Annotated in this window: 16 protein-coding genes and 1 pseudogene; 6 read left to right on the top strand and 11 right to left on the bottom strand. The window is 66.8% G+C overall.

The window, feature by feature from the left end:
* Nucleotides 1–3 precede the first annotated feature (3 nt).
* Nucleotides 4–177 (top strand): hypothetical protein, encoded by a 174-nt coding sequence (locus OY559_RS09565; RefSeq protein ID WP_277726229.1) that lies wholly within the window; start codon nucleotides 4–6, stop codon nucleotides 175–177.
* Between the two features lie 420 nt (nucleotides 178–597).
* Here OY559_RS09565 and OY559_RS09560 read toward each other — a convergent pair.
* Nucleotides 598–1,152: pseudogene (locus OY559_RS09560) on the bottom strand (molybdopterin-dependent oxidoreductase); the annotation flags it as partial.
* A gap of 182 nt (nucleotides 1,153–1,334) precedes the next feature.
* Here OY559_RS09560 and OY559_RS09555 point away from each other — a divergent pair.
* Together OY559_RS09555 and hemN are read left to right on the top strand one after the other, a co-directional pair.
* A complete protein-coding gene (locus tag OY559_RS09555; RefSeq protein ID WP_277729966.1) occupies nucleotides 1,335–2,582 on the top strand; it encodes an MFS transporter in 1,248 nt (415 codons plus the stop codon).
* Between the two features lie 45 nt (nucleotides 2,583–2,627).
* A complete protein-coding gene (hemN, locus tag OY559_RS09550) occupies nucleotides 2,628–4,034 on the top strand; it encodes an oxygen-independent coproporphyrinogen III oxidase (RefSeq protein ID WP_277729817.1) in 1,407 nt (468 codons plus the stop codon).
* Nucleotides 4,035–4,044: 10 nt separating this feature from the next.
* On the opposite strand, the gene OY559_RS09545 is transcribed toward hemN, so the two are convergent.
* Nucleotides 4,045–4,479, bottom strand: coding sequence for a DUF4124 domain-containing protein (locus OY559_RS09545; protein ID WP_277729816.1), 435 nt, complete (start codon nucleotides 4,477–4,479; stop codon nucleotides 4,045–4,047).
* Between the two features lie 155 nt (nucleotides 4,480–4,634).
* On the opposite strand from OY559_RS09545, the gene OY559_RS09540 reads away from it, so the two are divergent.
* On the top strand, nucleotides 4,635–5,009 hold the full coding sequence (locus OY559_RS09540; RefSeq protein WP_277729815.1) for a DUF4345 domain-containing protein: 375 nt from the start codon (nucleotides 4,635–4,637) through the stop codon (nucleotides 5,007–5,009).
* Nucleotides 5,010–5,019: 10 nt separating this feature from the next.
* On the opposite strand, the gene OY559_RS09535 is transcribed toward OY559_RS09540, so the two are convergent.
* The 9 genes from OY559_RS09535 to OY559_RS09495 all read right to left on the bottom strand — a co-directional run bounded on the left by OY559_RS09535 (nucleotide 5,020) and on the right by OY559_RS09495 (nucleotide 15,056).
* Entirely contained in the window at nucleotides 5,020–6,531 is a 1,512-nt protein-coding gene (locus tag OY559_RS09535) for a transporter (protein ID WP_277729814.1), read from the bottom strand.
* A gap of 55 nt (nucleotides 6,532–6,586) precedes the next feature.
* Nucleotides 6,587–7,090 (bottom strand): hypothetical protein, encoded by a 504-nt coding sequence (locus OY559_RS09530; protein ID WP_277729813.1) that lies wholly within the window; start codon nucleotides 7,088–7,090, stop codon nucleotides 6,587–6,589.
* 1 nt (nucleotide 7,091) lies between these two features.
* Nucleotides 7,092–7,796: a C39 family peptidase gene (locus OY559_RS09525; protein ID WP_277729811.1), complete on the bottom strand. Its 705-nt coding sequence runs from the start codon at nucleotides 7,794–7,796 to the stop codon at nucleotides 7,092–7,094.
* The gene (locus OY559_RS09520; RefSeq protein ID WP_277729810.1) at nucleotides 7,793–8,215 is read right to left on the bottom strand and encodes a hypothetical protein; all 423 of its coding nucleotides are present in this window, start codon (nucleotides 8,213–8,215) and stop codon (nucleotides 7,793–7,795) included. Before OY559_RS09520 ends, OY559_RS09525 begins: the two co-directional genes overlap by 4 nt.
* Before the next feature lie 117 nt (nucleotides 8,216–8,332).
* Nucleotides 8,333–9,859 (bottom strand): hypothetical protein, encoded by a 1,527-nt coding sequence (locus OY559_RS09515; protein ID WP_277729809.1) that lies wholly within the window; start codon nucleotides 9,857–9,859, stop codon nucleotides 8,333–8,335.
* Nucleotides 9,860–10,062: 203 nt separating this feature from the next.
* Nucleotides 10,063–10,476: a fluoride efflux transporter CrcB gene (gene crcB / locus OY559_RS09510; RefSeq protein ID WP_277729808.1), complete on the bottom strand. Its 414-nt coding sequence runs from the start codon at nucleotides 10,474–10,476 to the stop codon at nucleotides 10,063–10,065.
* Nucleotides 10,477–10,501: 25 nt separating this feature from the next.
* Nucleotides 10,502–11,869: a replication-associated recombination protein A gene (locus tag OY559_RS09505; RefSeq protein ID WP_277729807.1), complete on the bottom strand. Its 1,368-nt coding sequence runs from the start codon at nucleotides 11,867–11,869 to the stop codon at nucleotides 10,502–10,504.
* Between the two features lie 47 nt (nucleotides 11,870–11,916).
* Entirely contained in the window at nucleotides 11,917–12,540 is a 624-nt protein-coding gene (gene lolA, locus OY559_RS09500; RefSeq protein ID WP_277729806.1) for an outer membrane lipoprotein periplasmic chaperone LolA, read from the bottom strand.
* 152 nt (nucleotides 12,541–12,692) lie between these two features.
* Nucleotides 12,693–15,056, bottom strand: a complete 2,364-nt coding sequence (locus OY559_RS09495; protein ID WP_277729805.1) for a DNA translocase FtsK — start codon at nucleotides 15,054–15,056, stop codon at nucleotides 12,693–12,695.
* Nucleotides 15,057–15,343: 287 nt separating this feature from the next.
* Between OY559_RS09495 and trxB the strand changes: the two genes are divergently transcribed.
* Both trxB and OY559_RS09485 read left to right on the top strand, forming a co-directional pair.
* Nucleotides 15,344–16,297: a thioredoxin-disulfide reductase gene (trxB, locus tag OY559_RS09490; protein WP_192201158.1), complete on the top strand. Its 954-nt coding sequence runs from the start codon at nucleotides 15,344–15,346 to the stop codon at nucleotides 16,295–16,297.
* A gap of 24 nt (nucleotides 16,298–16,321) precedes the next feature.
* Entirely contained in the window at nucleotides 16,322–17,209 is an 888-nt protein-coding gene (locus OY559_RS09485; protein ID WP_277729804.1) for a metallophosphoesterase, read from the top strand.
* Nucleotides 17,210–17,215: the final 6 nt, after the last annotated feature.

Genomic DNA, 17,215 nt, shown 5'->3' with positions numbered 1-17,215 from the left:
GACATGCGCGACCGGTTGCGGCGAAAGCCTCTTTCCGTATACGCCCTACTCGCCATTGGGCTTATCCTCATCATCGAACCTGCGCTGCCGCAGTATCACTTCTCGGTGTTTTGGTTCTCGCTCGGCGTGGGCAGCACGATCATCGCCATCTACGACCTGCTCCGGAGAGCGCCTTAGCGCCCCGAACGACGCAAGGTGCTGAAGCCAATCTGATGTGTGTCGTGCAGCGCATCGGGTTCGTGGCAAGCAAGCAAGGCCACGCGCCATCCGCGGCGGTGAGTGCTTGGGCAGTGGCCGCGTCCGTCCGTTGCCCCCTTCGCTCCGGTGACATCGTCATCTCCCCGGCGATGACCTCTCCAGCGGAGAGTGTCGCTGAAGTTGATGTTGCCGAACGGAACCGGCCGCGGATGTGTGCCAGCAGCTCCGGGGTCAGGCGGCCCGGGTGCTCCTTTTCCGAGCGATCGACCAACCGCCTGCAGACGCTATGTCGTCCACGCCATAGCGATATTGGTCAACTGCGTCGGGGTGGGCGGCGAAAGCCTGATTCTCCGGCGGGCTTTGCGAACTTTACATTTTTGGGCGTTGGGCAAACCTGGCCATGTTCGAACAATCGGGGAAGTTGTTGGTGCCGTATTCGCGCACCATCAGCTGGTAGAGGAAGGCGGCTTCGTTCGACGTGCGGCCGGAGGTGTAGAACTCGGCCATGTCGGGATGCGGCAGCGCTTGCAGCGCCTGGCCGATGCGCGCGAATGCCTCGTCCCAGCGGATCGGCACATAGCGGTCCGCATCCGCATCGTAGGCCATCGGCTGCGTCAGCCGGCCTTCGTCTTCCAGCGCGTGGTCGCTCCATTCCCACAGTTCGGACAGGGTGTGCCGTGCGAAGAACTCCGGTGTCGCGCGCTTGCCCGTGGCCTCCCACGACACCGCCTTGGCACCGTTCTCGCAGAACTCGAAGGACGACGTGTGGCGCGGATCGGGCCAGGCGCAGCCGGGACAGTCGAAGCCAGTGGGCTGGTTGACGCGGCGCAGGGCCGAGGTCTCTCGACCGATCGCCATCTGCCCTTTCACCGCGCGCGCCACGGCGGCGAGTGCCCCCCAGCCACCGGCGGCGCCGTCGTAGTCGTCGATGCCCGGGACCTTGCGTTCACTCATCGAAGAACCTGCCCATGTCGTGCCGCAGACGGTACCTGGGCAGGATACCCGATGGCATCGCGCGACATGGACATGACGCCCGCAGCGCGGGATGCAGGCGTGTGAAACGGACGCTCAGCATCGGGTTGCTAGCATGCAGGGCACCACCTCCCCGGTACCGCGCGCGTCCTGTGTTCCGCATCCTGCTTCCCCTTACCGCCCTGCTCGCCAGCGTCGCGTTGCTGCTGGGCGGCAACGGACTGTTGGGCACGCTGCTGGCCGTGCGCAGCCAGGTGGAAGGTTGGGGCGAGCGCACGACCGGGCTGGTGATGTCGGGGTATTTCGCCGGCTTCTTCCTGGGCACGTTCACGGCGCCGCCACTGATCCGGCGCGTGGGCCACATCCGTGCGTTCGCCTTCCACGCCGCGCTCGCGGCAGCCGCAGTGCTCGTCTATCCGCTTTGGGTGGAACCGGTGGGCTGGATGCTGTTGCGCGTGGTCACCGGCATGGCGCTGGTCGGGTTGTGCACGGTGATCGAGAGCTGGTTGAACGCACAGGCCGCGCCGGAACATCGCAGCCGCGTGTTCGGGGTGTACATGGTGGTGTCCCTGCTGGCATTGGCCGCGGGCCAGTTGCTGCTGGACCTGCAGCCGCCGCGCAGCCCGGTACTGTTCAGCGTGGTGGCGATCCTGTTCGCGCTAGCCATCCTCCCCGTCAGCGCCACGCGGCTGACGCCGCCGGTGATGACCGTGGCACCGAAGGTCCATCTGCTGCAGATCTGCCGCGCCGCACCAAGCGCCGCGGCGGGCGCGCTGCTCGCGGGCCTCGCGCTGGGGGCCTTCTGGGGCATGGGCGCGGTATATGCCGCATCGCTCGGGCTGGATCGCGCGGGCATCGGCACATTCATGGCGGCGACCATCGTCGGCGGTGCCGCGCTGCAGTTGCCGATTGGCCGTCTCTCAGACCGGGGCGACAGGCGCAGCACGCTGGCACTGGTGGCGGCATGCGGCGCCGCGACGGCACTGGTGGCGCTGCGCTTCGACACGCAGGCACACGCCGGCGCGCATGCGCTGTTCTTCCTGTTCGGCGGCCTGGCATTCGCGCTGTATCCGCTGGCGGTCGCGCACCTGCTGGACCGGCTGCCGGCCGACCAACTGCTGGCCGGATGCAGCGCGTTGCTCCTGCTCAACGGTGTCGGTGCCGCCATCGGGCCTGCCGCGGCGGGCGTACTGATGCAGGCGTTCGGCCCGGTGGCGCTGCCGCTGTTCTTCGCGGCCACGCTGGCGCTGCTGGCCCTGGTGGCGGGCGGACGGCGGCTGTTCAAGGCGCATCGGCTGCTGCACCCGGCGCGCTTCCACCCCATGCTGCGCACCACGCCTGCAGCGCTGGAAATGCTGCCGGAGATTCCGGATGCGCCGGAGGCAGCAGGCCACGATCCTCGGGGCAATTGATCCCGATCAATGCGGCGCCGGCCTGTGGACCCTAGCCTGTGCGCCATGGGCATCGTCTCCCCTTCCCCGCTGTTCGATGCGGACCTGCTGCGGCGCTACGACACGCCGGGGCCGCGCTATACCTCGTACCCGACGGCGCCCCAGTTCAGCGCCCGCTTCGGCGCAGAGCAGCTTCGCGAGCACGCCAGTGCGACCAACCTGCAGGACCACGCGCGGCCGCTGTCGCTGTACGTGCATGTCCCGTTCTGCACCAGCCCGTGTTTCTACTGCGGCTGCAACCGGGTGATCACGCGCGACAAGGCGCGTGGCGAACTGTACCTGGACTATCTGTACCGCGAGATCGCGCGCATGGCGCCGCTTTTCGACAGCGGACGCCCGGTGGTGCAACTGCATTTCGGCGGCGGCACGCCGAACTTCCTGTCCCCGTCGCAGATCGCCGACTGCGTGGCGGAGTTGCGCAGCCAGTTCAGCTTCGCCGCGGCCGGCACGATGGACTTCTCCATCGAACTGGATCCGCGCTTCGTCACCCCGCAGGACATCGGCGAACTGGCGCGGGTGGGTTTCAACCGCGCGAGCCTGGGGGTACAGGACTTCGACCCCAAGGTGCAGAAGGCGGTCAACCGCGTGCAGGGCGTCGAGGAAACGCTGGCCATCGTCGCAGCGTGCCGCGAGCACGGCATGCGGTCGGTCAACATTGATCTGATCTACGGCCTGCCGAAGCAGACACGTGAAGGTTTCGAGCGCACGCTGGACATCGTGATCGATGCGCGCCCGGACCGCATCGCGGTGTACAGCTATGCCCACCTGCCGCAGCTGTTCAAGCCGCAGCAGCGCATCGCAGAGGACGACCTGCCGGACCGCGAAACCAAACTGGCGCTGCTGCAATGCGCGATCGAACGCCTGGTTGCGGCGGGCTACGTCTACATCGGCATGGACCATTTCGCCCTGCCTGGCGACGAGCTGGCGCTCGCACAGGCGCGCGGCGACCTGCACCGGAACTTCATGGGGTACACCACGCATGCGGAAAGCGACCTGATCGGCCTGGGCGTCAGTGCGATCAGCCATATCGGCGACAGCTTCAGCCAGAACCCGCGCGACATCGCCAGTTGGGAGCGTGCGATCGACGATGGCCGGATGCCGGTCTGGCGCGGCATGCCGCTGGACCGCGATGACGTGCTGCGGGCCGAGGTCATCCAGGAGCTGATGTGCCATGGACGACTGGACTACGCACGCATCGGAAAACGCTTCGGCATCGACTTCACCGACTATTTCGCCGATGCCCTGCCCCGTCTGCAGGCCCTCGCCGACGATGGCCTGCTGGCCTTCACGCGGGTCGGTTTCCAGGCCACGCCGAAGGGCCGGTTGCTGTTGCGGGTGATCGCGATGTGCTTCGACCGCTACCTGCCGGCGGCACCTGCCGCGGACGCACCCCGCTTTTCGCGCACGATCTGAGGGCCCACTCTCAGCGGCAGGCATCGTTGACACGGTCGTCCAGTTTGCGGCTCGCCGCAAAGTCGCGCTTCAGTCCCAGCCGCGCGTAGGCCTGGTCACGGGCCTTCTTCGCACGCTCGCAGGCGGCGGCATCGCGATGCATCGAGATGACCGTGCCCTGCGCCGAGGCCTTCTGACGGCGTGCTCCCGTACGTGCGCGCGGACGGGAACTGTCCGTCGCCGGCACTGCGGATGCGGCGGACGCGGCGGGAGCCGGGGGATCCGGCGGATAGTCGCGTACCCATTCCGTGCGTTGCGTCGATGGACAGGGCGTGGCCTGGTAATGCGGCTGTCCGTCCGCGCCCCGGCACTTGTGGATGGGGTCACTGCCCCAGGTGGACGAGCCACCGGCGACAAGGATGCAGGCCAGCACGATGCGCCATGCGCACGACGAAGACCGGGACATGGCAGGCTCCTGCGGATGGGGACCTGCAGCATCCGCCGGTGCGCAATGCCGTGGGATCGGCCCATGTCGCGTCGTTCCGTCGGATTTTCCCCATGTTCACCGCGCCATAACCGGCCACCCTGCAAGAACGACATTCCACGACCCGGAGATGCGCGATGACCTCGGTCTATCTTTACCTCAATGCGATGGCCTACCTGTTGCTCGCGGCTTGGTGCACGCTGGCGCCGGCGCGCACCGCCGCGGCGGTGGGCTACGCCACGCTCACCCGGTCCGGGCAGACGGAATACCTGACGATCTACGGCGGCCTGCAGTTGGGCCTGGCGTTCCTGTTCGCGTGGTTCGCCTGGACCCAGCAGATGCGCACGGGGCTGGTACTGGCGATGGCGCTGTACGTGCCCATCGTACTTTACCGCAGCCTCGCGCTGCTGCGCTGGTGGCCGGTGGAAACCACCACACTCGCACTGGCGCTCACCGAGTGGCTGATGCTGGCGGCGGCCGTGTGGCTGTGGTGGCAGGGCCGCGCCGGCTGACGCGGGGTGATCAGAAGTTGATCGGCAGGCGCGCCGTGAAGGTCACGTCCGGCGTGTCGCGGGTGACGCCCACGCCCAGCGCGACGTTCAGCGACATACGGTCGCTGAAGCGGTAGGTCCCCCCCAGCAGCAGGGTCCCCAGTGTCGTGCGCACCGCACCGGCGACCTCTTCCCCATCCTGCTCGGTCTTGTCGACGATGCTCTGGTCGTAGCCGATGCTGATGGCCGCCTTCTCGTTGAGCGCCAGGCCCATGCCGAGGTTGAAGCCCAGGATGTCTCCGGCCTTGATATCGCCCAGGAATTCGGTCTGCCCGCCCAGCACGCGACGTGAGACGTCACTGCGCTTGAAGTTGTGCAGGTAGCTGAGGCTGCCGAAGAACACGACAGGATCCGAAGGGTACAGCCAGGTGACGCCGGGTTGCAGCGAATTGAAACCGCTGCCGGTGGGCAGGTCGAGCGGCAGGCCGGTACCGGTGGTATTGGCCACGCAGCGCGTCACGCAGTCGGTGACGACCTCGAACAGGTCGCGGCCCGTGCGGCTCTTGTAGCGCAGCCATGCGATGTAGAACGGCTTGTCGGCCGCACCCCGGTTGAGCTGGTAGCGGCCGGTAACTTCCACGTCACCGATTCCGCTGCCGCGCGCATTGAACACGCGGTCCTGGGCGGAACCGGTGAAGATCTCGCGGCTGACCGTATCGCTATGGATGTAGACGTAGGGCAGCTTTGCTTCGACTTCCATGCGTCGGCTGAGGCCATAGCGCCCGGTGAGCGTGGCCACAGCGGTGGTGGTCTTCACCTGCCGCACATCGATCAGGCCGATCAGGATGGCGGGAATGATGGTGTAGCCCACCAGCGCGACACGATCGTTGGCCGAGTAGCCGTACTGCAGCGACGGCTCAAGCACCATCTTGCCCTTGGGTGTCAGCACGCCGGGCTGATCGAATATCTGCGCGACCTCGGGTGGCCGCGAATCGCTTTCCGGTGCCTGTCCCACCCGTTGCGGCGCCTGCGTGTCTGCCTGCTGGCTCGCAGGCGGTGAGGTGCCCTGTGCGGAACCTGACTGCGCGACCTGCGTGCCCGTGCGCGCGCCGTCGGTACCCGACGGCACCTGCGGGGTTGCCTGAGGTGCCGGACCGGTCACGATGTAGGTCTGCGCCGGCGGCGGGGAATCGCGGAAGGTCGGCGCCTGGTTCAGCGCGGGCACGATCACCGGTGCAGGCGCGCCACGCGCGCGCGCATTGGCGAGGATTTCTTCGTTGAGCGCATTCTGCAGATTGAAGATCTGCTGCTCCTGCGCCTGCATGGCGTCACGCATGGCCTGCAGCCGCTGCGTCTGCTCATTGAGTTGGCGCTGCAACGCATCCAGCCGCGCATCGGCCGTGATCTCGTAAGGCTGCGCCGGCAACGGCGGCGGTTGAGGCGCCGGCATCATCGGCTCCTGTGCTCTCGCCTGGCCCGCATGCACGCCCAGGCCGACTGCAAGTGCCAGCGGCGCAACTTCTATCAGAGACGTCCCTTTCATGATGTTCCCCTTGTTCTGGTGCGTGTGTCGCGGTAATCCCGGCCTTGTACCTGCGTCACGGGCCGCCGGGCGCGCGGATGAGCGCATCCGTGAGCGCGCCATTGGCGTTGAGGGCCTGGTAGGCCCCCAGCGTGTCGACGCCCACGTCGATACGGGTGACCGTGCGGATATCCTGGTCATCCAGCGTGTTCTGGATCACCAGCCCGCCGCCGGCCTGCGCGGGGTCGAAGTGATTGCCGGTGCCGATCTGCACCACCAGTCCGCGATTGAAATCGGCCAGCGCCTGCGCCTGGTCCGGTGTGATGCGCGCCACGTCCGGAACCTGCACGGCGATGCGCGCCGTCAGCTCGCCGTTGAGGAAGACGACGCGCTCGATGCCGAACGACAGCATCATGCCCGAGGGCATCTGGAAGCCACCGCGCATCTCGGCGAGACGCGCGGGATCGACGGGCTGCCAGTCAGTGCCCAACTCTCCACCCTGCCCCCGCGCGCCAACAGGCACCAGCAGCACGGCCAGCATGACCGTGCCGCGGCAGACGCCCTGCCTGATCCTGTCCATGTCAGATGTCTCCCGGACCGCGCCTGGGCACGGTGACGTTGCGCAGGCCGTCGCGCTGGATTCCCATGTCGAGTGGCGCCGGAGGTGCGGTCTGCCAGTCGCGGGCCTGGTTGAAGCGGGCGCGTTCCCGCTGGTTGTGCACGACGAACATCACCCGGTTGTCCCACAACGCCTCGAAGCGCGAGCGCGGCATCGCGCGCGTGCCGCGCGCGGGATCGCCCAGCAGCACGCGACCATCGCGCAGGCCCTTGACGACGACGAAGTGCCGGTAGCCGCGATCGTTGAGCAGTACGATCGCGGGTACGTTCTCCTGCTGCAGCTTGTCCAGCGGCAGTTCGAAGCCATCGGCTTCGTACCCTTTGGAGCGCAGGTAGCGACGCATGTCCAGCAGCGAGAAGCCTTCCTTGCGGATACGCGCCTGGTCGCCGTTGTTGTACATCTGCACGAACACATCCACTTCGCTGACCGGATGCCCGTACTGATGGGTCAGCAGCGTGGCCGTGGCCGCGGAGCCGCAACTGAAATCGTACTGCTGCGGCAGCGTCGTCTTGAACCGTGCTTCCTTCAGGCTGGTCACGCGGACGCTGTAGTTGCTGCCCGGCACGCGGACGTCGCTGGTAGCCGCCGACGCACCGCCGAGCACGGCGAACGCACAAGCGACCGCGGCACATCGCGGCCATCGATGCTGCCACCCGTGGTGTTTCATTGCGGTCCGCCGGCGAAATCGACGGTCACGATCATCGCGTTCTGGATCAGCACGTTGCTGCCCGTGTTCTGGATGACCGTGTTGATGCCGCTGGCGTTGCCGAATGCGCCGTCAGCGATGCTGTTGGTTCCACTGGTGATGTGGTGCGCCGTGTTGCCATCCACGGAGCCGTCCACATCGATGAGGTTCTCGGTCTGGCTGCTGTCGCCGCCTCGCAGGGCGGACAGCCGGTCCACCGCGACCGCGCGTCCCAGTTCGCTGACGGCCACGACCGGGACGTCCGGAACCGATGTCTCGAACGTGATGGCGGGCGTCCATCCGGCGCGCGCAACGGCGTTGTCTTCCGCTGCGGCACCGAAGGCGAGAATGAGCAGTCCCCAGGTTGCGATGCGCAACCCGGCCTGTTGGTGCGTGTGCATGGTCAGTCTCCCTTGCCATGCGTCCATCGCGCAGCCGTGGGGCGTCCCGCCGTGAAGCGGGACGCCTGCGTCCACGCGGCGTGCCTGGCCCGGCCGGGCCAGGACACTGCGGAACGCTTATGGGCCTACGGTCAGGTTGGCTTGAACGGTGATGCCCTGCTGGATCAGCGAGGCCATGCCACTGTTCTGCGCCGCCACCATGATGCCGGCCGCCGACTGCCCGACGCTCGTCATGTTGTTCGACATGTCGAACGCACCCGCATCGACTGCGACGGAACCGCCCGCGCCGCCGGCACCACCGGTTGCGCCGTTGCCGACGCCACCATTGCCGTCACCGCCATTGCCGTCGCCTCCGTTGCCGACGCCACCGGCACCCCCGGTCGCACCGACCGCGCCGCTTGCGCCGTTGCCGGCTGTCGCATCGCCATTGCTGGCGGTGGAGGACGCGCTGCCGTTGCTGGCATCGCCATTGCTGGCATCGCCACCATCGCCGCCGTCGCCTGCGGTCGCCGTCAGCGTGCCGCCCGCGCCGCCCATGCCGGAGCCTGCGCCGCCGGTGCCGGTCGCATCGCCGCCCGCGCCGTCGCCCGCACCGCCAGTGCCGGAGCCTGAACCGCCCGTACCGGTGCCATCACCGCTGGTGCCCGCGCCCGCGGTGGCCGAACTGGCGCCGCCGGTCGACGTCGCGTCGCCCGAGGTGCCCGCGCCGCCTGTTGCGGTGCCGTCGCCGCTGGAACCGTTGCCTGCGCCACGTTCGCGCGAGTCACCGCTGCCGGCACCTGCATCACCGCCGGATGCGCCCGCGATGGAGCCCGTATCGCCGCTGGCACTGCCGGCATCGCCGCCGGACGCGCCGCTGGCGCCACCACCGTGCCCACCGTCGCCGTCACCATCGCCGCCATAGCCCTTGCCGTCACCGGCATAGCCCTTGCCATCGCCGCCCCAGCCCTGGCCGTCGCCGCCGTTGGCGCCGCGGGTATCGTCGGTGTTGCCGCCACGGCCGCCGTTGCCGGCCGTCGCGTCGCCGATGCTGGCGCTGCCATTGGACGAATCGCCCGCGGTCGCGCTGCCGTTGTTGGCGCTCCCACCGCTACCGCCATTGCCGCCGTCGCCGCCATCGCCGCCGCCGCCGCCGTTGCCGGTGCCGCCCGCAGCGCTGCCGCCGTAGCCCTTGCCACCATAGCCCGCGCCACCCTCGCCACCGTCACCACCGTTCGCGTCGCCCCAGTTCTTGGCGACGTTGCCGATGTCGTGCACGGTCACGCCCGAAACGGCGCCGATCAGCTTCGTTTCGGCCACGGCCTTGCTGTGGTTGAATGAGTTGGAGAATGTTGAAGTCGCTGTGCTGCCATTGTTGGCGGCTGTCGAGCCAAAGCCTTCCGCAGTCGCCCTGCCGCGATTGTCGCGGTTGTCGCCGTCGTGAGTGCTGTTGTCGCTGTGGTCGGAATTGTCAGAGTTGTCCGAATTGTCAGAGTTGTCGCTGTTGTCCGTGTTGGTGCTGTTGTTGCTCATGTCCGCGGCGAGGTTGACCAGAATGTCGTCCCCACGTCCGCTCTCGTTGTTGGTCTGTTGCGCGAATGCCTGTCCCGTCGTGCCGAGCGCCAGCAGTACCGCCGATGCGATCAGTGTCTTGCGAATGCACATGTTGAGTCTCCTTGTGGTCGCTCCGGGACCCAGGGGAAGCCCCTAAAAAGCGACGCGGGTCACATTTGCATGGCAATCGTTAGTCCTGTCCGCTGGGTGCGTTAAATTTTCGTTCGCGATCGCGCCGCTCGTCCGCTCGCAAAGCGGAAGCGTCATATAAAGGGATCGTTGGCCGGCCGCAGCAGTCGTCGGCGTTGTGGGCGCTACCAAGCCGGCGCGCGTACCGTATCGGCGAGGCGTGCGCCAAGCCACACCAGGAGCAATCCGGTGAGCAGGGTGACCGCCAGATAGCCCAACGCCATGCCTTGGCGTTCCGTCCGCGCGAACAACAGGCACTCCACCATCAGTGCCGAGTACGTGGTCAACGCGCCCAGCACCCCGACGAGCAGGAACGCGCGCCAGTACAGTGCGGAAGGCCCACGCCCTTCCAGCCAGATGGCGAGAAAGCCCGCTGCGAAGGAACCGATCATGTTCACGGCGAACGTGCCCCATGGAAATCCGGTTCCGAGTTGCCGCAGCAGCGCGCCCCCAAGCCAGAAGCGTGCCGCCGCACCCAGGGCGCCGCCGGCCATCACCAGCACAAGTTGTTGCCACCAGAGTGCAGCGTGTGCCGGCATCGGTCGTCTTCCGTCTATGGGGAGGTCATTCGTCGCGCCCTGCCTGCGTTCGCGCCCGATGGCGCGCCTCACGCAGGCGGTCGAGCTTTTCCTTGAGCTTGATCTCGAGGCCGCGCTCGACGGGGGCATAGTAGACCCGCTCCCCCATCGCATCGGGGAATGCCGTCTGGTCCAGTGCGATGCCGCCGGCAGCATCGTGGTCATACTGGTAACCGGTACCGTAGCCCAGTTCCTTCATCAGTCTGGTAGGCGCATTGCGCAGGTGCAGCGGCACGTCCTGCGTGCCGTACTCGCGCACATCGCGCTTGGCGGCATTGAACGCCATGTAGCCCGCATTGGATTTGGCGGTGCTGGCCAGATAGATCACCAGTTGCGCGAGCGCAAGGTCGCCTTCCGGACTGCCAAGCCGTTCGTAGGTATCCCAGGCGTCGATCGCCATCTGCAGGGCGCGCGGATCGGCCAGGCCGATGTCTTCCACCGCCATGCGCGTCATCCGTCGCGCCAGATAGGCCGGATCGCACCCCCCATCGAGCATGCGTGCCAGCCAATACACCGCGCCGTCGGGATTGGAACTGCGCACCGACTTGTGGAGCGCGGAGATCTGGTCGTAGAACTGCTCGCCACCCTTGTCGAAGCGGCGCGTCCGGTCGGCCAGCACCTGCACCAGCGTCTGCGGCGTGATGCGCCCGCCTTCGTCGGCTGCCAGCTCGGCGGCGATTTCCAGCAGGGTGAGCGCGCGCCGCACATCGCCATCCGCTGCGGTGGCGATCTCGAGCAGCGCGGCATCATCGACCTGCAGCCCGAGTCCGCCGAGTCCATGCTCCGCGTCATCCAGGGCGGCCTGCAGCGCGTGCCGGATGTCATCGGGCGAAACGGCTTCCATCACGTGCACACGGCAGCGGGACAGCAGTGCCGAGTTCAGTTCGAACGAAGGATTCTCGGTGGTCGCGCCGACGAAGATGATCGTGCCGCGTTCGATGTGCGGCAGGAATGCATCCTGCTGCGCCTTGTTGAACCGGTGCACCTCATCCACGAACAGCACCGTCCGCCGTCCGCCAGCGAAGCGCTGCGCGGCTTCGGCGAGTACCTGGCGCACCTCGGGCAACCCGGACAGCACCGCGGAGATCGCCTTGAACTCGGCGTCCGCATAACGCGCCAGCAACAGGGACAGCGTGGTTTTGCCACAGCCGGGCGGCCCCCACAGGATCATCGAGTGCACATGGCCGGATTCCACCGCGCGACGCAGCGCGCTGCCCGGCGCCAGCAGTCGGCGCTGGCCCACCATGTCATCCAGCGTGCGCGGCCGCATGCGCTCTGCCAGCGGCCGCAGCGCATCGGTGTCGATGCTCAGCAGGTCGGTCTGCGGTTCAAGCGGGGTGCGTGTCCTGGCCACGCGTCATTGTAACGTCGCGGCCAGTCGGAACTCGCTTGATGGAACGGTCAGGGACCACCGACCACGTCCACGCCCTTTGCGGGTGTGTACTTGAAGGTGCCGGCTGCGAACGCCGGGTTGCGCTTCCAGCCGGAGAAGTCGATCTCGGTGCGCTGGCCGACGGCGTCCTTCACCTCCATCTTTACCAGCGTGCCGCCGGTGAAAGCGAGCCGTGCGGTCTGGAAACTGGCATCGCCTTCCTGCTTCGGCGTGAGCGTCAGCCACTGCACGCCACCCTGCCCTGCGGCTTCGGCGACCTTGAACTGCTGGTCCAGCTTGCCGGGATCGATCAGTGCGGCCAGCGGACTGTTTTCTTCCTCGATGCCCTGCTCGCGCACGGTGGCCTGCTGCAGATCGGGATCGTAGACCCACACCTGCTTGCCGTCGGCCACGATCAATTGTTCGTAGGGCTTGTTGTATTCCCATCGGAACAGGCGCGGCGCGGACAAGGCCACGCGACCGCTGGAGCTTTCCTTGAGCTTGCCGCCGCCGTCGTAGACCTTCTGGGTGAACTGGCCATCCAGGCCTTTCAGGCCGGTGGTGAAGGTCTTCAGTTCATCGCGTGCACCGGCAAAGGCACTGGTGGCGAGCAAGGCAGTGGCGAGGACGGCTAGGCGTGCGGTGCGGAGCATGGTGTGTTCCGGAATGAAGGGCATGGAGCGGAGTGTGGCCGGACGAAACTGAACAGGGCATTGGCGCCCGGCTGTTGTGGGAGCGACGTCAGTCGCGATGACGCGTTGCCGAAGATCGATCGCGACTGACGTCGCTCCCACAGAATCAGGCCTCAGCGCGGCGGAGGCGGCGCGAGGACCTGGCGGTCGCCGTTGTGCTCGGGCGGGGTCACCACGCCGGCCGCTTCCATGGCTTCGATCAGGCGCGCGGCGCGGTTGTAGCCGATCTTCAGGCGGCGCTGCACGCCCGAGATGGAAGCACGGCGGCTCTCGGTGACGATCTTGACCGCTTCGTCGTACAGCGGGTCGGACTCGTCGCCGCCACCGCCCCCGGATTCCGGCAGTCCGGTCGGGCCGACGACGATGCCGTCGCCCATGGTCTGGACTTCCTCAAGCACGCCTTCGATGTAGTCGGCGCTGCCGCTCGCCTTCAGGTGCTCCACAACGCGGTGCACTTCCTCGTCGCTGACGAAGGCGCCGTGGATGCGCTCCGGCATCGCCGTGCCCGGCGGCAGGTACAGCATGTCGCCGTGACCGAGCAGCGTTTCCGCGCCGGACTGGTCCAGGATGGTGCGCGAGTCGATCTTGGAGCTGACCTGGAATGCGATGCGGGTGGGAATATTGGCCTTGATCAGGCCGGTGATGACGTCGACGGATGGACGCTGCGTGGCCAGGATCAGATGGATGCCGGCGGCGCGCGCCTTCTGCGCCAGACGGGCGATCAGCTCTTCGACCTTCTTGCCGACGATCATCATCATGTCGGCGAACTCGTCGATGAAGATGACGATGAACGGCATCGGTTCGAGTGGACGTGGCGCTTCGGCCAGATCCGGGTTGGGCTTGAACAGCGGATCCATCAAGGGCTGGCCCGCGTCCATCGCGTCCTTGACCTTCTTGTTGAAGCCGGCCAGGTTGCGCACGCCGACCGCGCTCATCAGCTTGTAGCGGCGCTCCATCTCCGCCACGCACCAACGCAGACCGTTGGCGGCCTCCTTCATGTCGGTGACCACTGGCGCCAGCAGGTGCGGAATGCCCTGGTAGACGCTGAGCTCCAGCATCTTCGGGTCGATCATCAGCATGCGCAGGTCTTTCGGCGACGCCTTGTACAGCAGGCTCAGCACCATCGCGTTGACGGCCACCGACTTGCCCGAACCGGTGGTGCCGGCGACCAGCAGGTGCGGCATGCGCGCCAGGTCGGCCACGGTCGGCCGGCCGGCGATGTCCTTGCCCAGCGCCAGCGTCAGCGGGCTGCCCGACTTGTCGTATTCCTTCGAACGCAGCAGTTCACTGAGGTAGATCATCTCGCGGCTGGTGTTGGGGATCTCCAGGCCGATAACCGACTTGCCCGGGATCACGTCCACCACGCGCACCGACTTGACCGACAGGCCGCGGGCGATGTCCTTGTCCAGCGAACTGATCTGGCTGACCTTCACGCCGGGCGCGGGCTCCATCTCGAAGCGCGTGATGACCGGTCCGGGATAGGCACCGACCACCTGCGCGTCGATGCGGAAATCCTTGAGCTTGAACTCGATCTGGCGCGACAGGGTTTCCAGTGTTTCTTCGGAATAACCCTTGGTCTGCGGCTTGGGATCATCGAGCAGCGACAGCGGCGGCAAGCCGGACTCGTCGCCGCCGGTGCCGTGGAACAACGGGATCTGCTGCTCGCGCTTGGCGCGTTCGCTTTTCTCCACGATGGCCGGCGCGGGCGGCTCGATCTTGACCGGCTCGCGCTTGGCGCGGGCGATGGCATCGGTCTTGCGGACGGTCTCGCGCTCCTCGCGCATCGCCCGCGTCTGCTGCCACTCGTTGGCCTGCTGGCTGCCGCGGCGAAACAGGTCGGGCAACATCAGCACGTACTTGCCGATGCGCTCCATCACTGCGAACCAGGACAGCCCCGTGGCCAGTGTCACCGAGGTGAGGAACAGCACCAGCAGGAACAGGTTGCCGCCCAGTCCGCCAAACAGCTTGAGCAGCGACTTGCCCACCAGCGTACCGAGGATGCCGCCGGCACCGGCGGAAAAATGTTCGGCCGGCACGCCACGCAAGTGCAGCAAGCCCGTCGCGGAAATCAGAAAGCCGACCATGCCGATCAGGCGCAGCGCTGGCCCGAGGTCAGCTTCGCCATCGCCGTCGGTGTCCATGCCGAACAATGCGATCCACGCGATCGCGCCCAGGATCAGCGGCAACAGGAAGGCCACGTAGCCGAACAGCCACAACAGCATGTCGGCAAGATACGCACCCGCCAGGCCGCCCATGTTGTGGACCGGCGCGGTCAGGCTGCCCGACTGCGACCAACTGGGATCCTGCGGTGAAAACGTGAAGAGGCTGGCCAGCAGATACAGCAGCAGTGGCGCGATGGCGATCAGGGCCAGATCACGCCAGAGGCGTTGCCTGCGCGGATTCGGAGGCGACGCCTGCTTGCGCGCAGGCGTGTTGCCGCCCTTGGATTTGCCGTTGTCCGGGAGCTGCTTCGCCACCTTTGGACCAGACCTTAGGAAATTTCTGTTAGTGATTGATAGTAAACGAATCATGTCCGCGGCAACAGCCTGACCATCTCACCGCGACGAACGATTGCCCGACCCCAGACAGCAAAAAACGCCACGTGGCTGCGCAGCGTCTTCATTCGATCCGTCCGGGCTTGCGCATGCACCACCGCTTTCCACCCGCGCGCCTTGATTCGCCGGATACGCACCGCCACTCTATGGGCCTGCGGACGATGCGGACAGCGTCGTTGCCAGCCCGACAACCCCTCACGCGAGTATACATGAGCACTTCGAAGCACTGCCGCCTGTTGATCCTGGGCTCCGGCCCCGCCGGCTGGACCGCTGCCGTCTACGCCGCCCGCGCCAATCTGAAGCCCGTCGTGGTCACCGGTCTGCAGCAGGGCGGGCAGCTGATGACGACCACGGAGGTCGACAACTGGCCAGGCGATGCCCACGGCCTGATGGGCCCGGACCTGATGGCGCGCATGCAGGCGCATGCGGAGCGGTTCGAGACCGAAGTGATCTTCGACCACATCCACACGGCCGACCTGTCCAAGCGTCCGTTCAAGTTGATCGGCGACAGCGGCGAATACACCGCCGACGCGCTGATCATCGCCACCGGCGCGACCGCGAAGTACCTGGGCCTGCCCTCGGAAGAAGCCTTCAAGGGCCGCGGCGTGTCCGCCTGCGCCACCTGCGACGGTTTCTTCTACCGCGACCAGGACGTGGCCGTGATCGGCGGCGGCAATACCGCGGTCGAGGAGGCGCTGTACCTGTCGAACATCGCCCGCAAGGTCTACCTGGTGCACCGCCGCGACACGCTGCGTGCCGAGAAAATCATGCAGGACAAGCTGTTCGCGAAGATCCAGGCCGGCAAGATCGAGCCGGTGTGGCACCACACCGTCGACGAGGTGCTGGGAAACGATGCCGGCGTCACCGGCATCCGCGTGAAGTCGATGCAGGACGGCAGCACGCGCGACATCGACGTGCACGGCTTCTTCGTCGCCATCGGCCATACACCGAACACCGGCCTGTTCGAAGGCCAGTTGGACATGAGCAATGGCTACCTGAAGATCCGCTCCGGCATCGAGGGCAACGCTACGGCGACGACGATCCCGGGCGTGTTCGCGGCCGGCGACGTCACCGACCAGCACTATCGGCAGGCCATCACCTCGGCCGGCTTCGGCTGCATGGCGGCGCTGGATGCCGAACGCTTCCTGGACAAGGACGGCTGATCCGGGCAACGACCTCTTCCACGGATGGACAAGCTGCTGATCAAGCAATGCCTGTTCCACGGAAGCTGGCTGATCTGGCCGTTCGTGGCGTGGCTGGTGTGGCGGCTGCGTGAGCGCCGTGGCCGCTGGCTGATCGTCCTGCTGCTGGCCGGCTGCCTGCTGTTCGCATGGGCCCGCTTCGTCGAGCCGCAGCGCATCCGGGTGCAGGAGACCACGCTGACGGGCACCGGCGCGCGGGCCAGGCTGGTCCTGGTCAGCGATATCCATCTGGGCGTCTACAAGAACAGTCGGTACCTGCAGCGGTTGGTGGACCGGATCAATGCCCAGCAGGCCGACGCGGTGGTGATCGCCGGTGACTTCACCTACGAACCCGATGGCAAGTCGCTGCAACAGATGTTCGCGCCGCTCGCGGAGCTCCATCTGTCAACGTACGCCGTGCTCGGCAATCATGACCAGCAGTCGCCGGGCCCCGATATCGATGCAGAGCTCCGTTCCGCCCTCGCGACGCACAACGTCAGGGTGATCGAAGGCGAAATCGTCGCCGTGCGCGGGTTCCGTCTTGCCGGACTGGGCGATCGCTGGGCGAACAAGGACGATCCCGGCTTCCTTGCGGCCTTGCCTTCGACCTCGCCCACCCTGGTGCTGACCCACAATCCAGACAGTGCGATCGACCTCGATCCGGACCAGTCCGCACTGGTGCTCGCCGGCCACACGCATGGCGGGCAGATCCGCATTCCCTGGCTGTACAAACGCGTGATTCCCAGCCAGTACGGCTTCGATCGCGGCGAGCAGTTGCTGCGCACGCCCCATGGCGCAGTTCGCGTATACACCACCGTCGGTACCGGCGAGATCGGCCTGCCGATGCGCTTGTTCAATCCTCCGACCATCGACGTGCTGGACCTGCGTCCGTAGCATCGC

Source organism: Pseudoxanthomonas sp. SE1 (assembly GCF_029542205.1).
In the GTDB taxonomy this organism is placed as follows: Bacteria; Pseudomonadota; Gammaproteobacteria; order Xanthomonadales; family Xanthomonadaceae; genus Pseudoxanthomonas_A.
The sequence above is the reverse complement of the archived record's forward strand: the minus strand, read 5'-3'. Positions and strand labels throughout refer to the sequence as shown.

Coding starts and splice junctions, on each gene's coding strand:
- lolA (WP_277729806.1), bottom strand. CDS start 12,540: ATGCTCCGCACCGCACGCCTAGCCGTCCTCGCCACTGCCTTGCTCGCC.
- OY559_RS09535 (WP_277729814.1), bottom strand. CDS start 6,531: ATGAAAGGGACGTCTCTGATAGAAGTTGCGCCGCTGGCACTTGCAGTC.
- OY559_RS09485 (WP_277729804.1), top strand. CDS start 16,322: ATGGACAAGCTGCTGATCAAGCAATGCCTGTTCCACGGAAGCTGGCTG.
- OY559_RS09530 (WP_277729813.1), bottom strand. CDS start 7,090: ATGGACAGGATCAGGCAGGGCGTCTGCCGCGGCACGGTCATGCTGGCC.
- hemN (WP_277729817.1), top strand. CDS start 2,628: ATGGGCATCGTCTCCCCTTCCCCGCTGTTCGATGCGGACCTGCTGCGG.
- OY559_RS09545 (WP_277729816.1), bottom strand. CDS start 4,479: ATGTCCCGGTCTTCGTCGTGCGCATGGCGCATCGTGCTGGCCTGCATC.
- OY559_RS09565 (WP_277726229.1), top strand. CDS start 4: ATGCGCGACCGGTTGCGGCGAAAGCCTCTTTCCGTATACGCCCTACTC.
- OY559_RS09525 (WP_277729811.1), bottom strand. CDS start 7,796: ATGAAACACCACGGGTGGCAGCATCGATGGCCGCGATGTGCCGCGGTC.
- OY559_RS09520 (WP_277729810.1), bottom strand. CDS start 8,215: ATGCACACGCACCAACAGGCCGGGTTGCGCATCGCAACCTGGGGACTG.
- crcB (WP_277729808.1), bottom strand. CDS start 10,476: ATGCCGGCACACGCTGCACTCTGGTGGCAACAACTTGTGCTGGTGATG.
- OY559_RS09540 (WP_277729815.1), top strand. CDS start 4,635: ATGACCTCGGTCTATCTTTACCTCAATGCGATGGCCTACCTGTTGCTC.
- trxB (WP_192201158.1), top strand. CDS start 15,344: ATGAGCACTTCGAAGCACTGCCGCCTGTTGATCCTGGGCTCCGGCCCC.
- OY559_RS09515 (WP_277729809.1), bottom strand. CDS start 9,859: ATGTGCATTCGCAAGACACTGATCGCATCGGCGGTACTGCTGGCGCTC.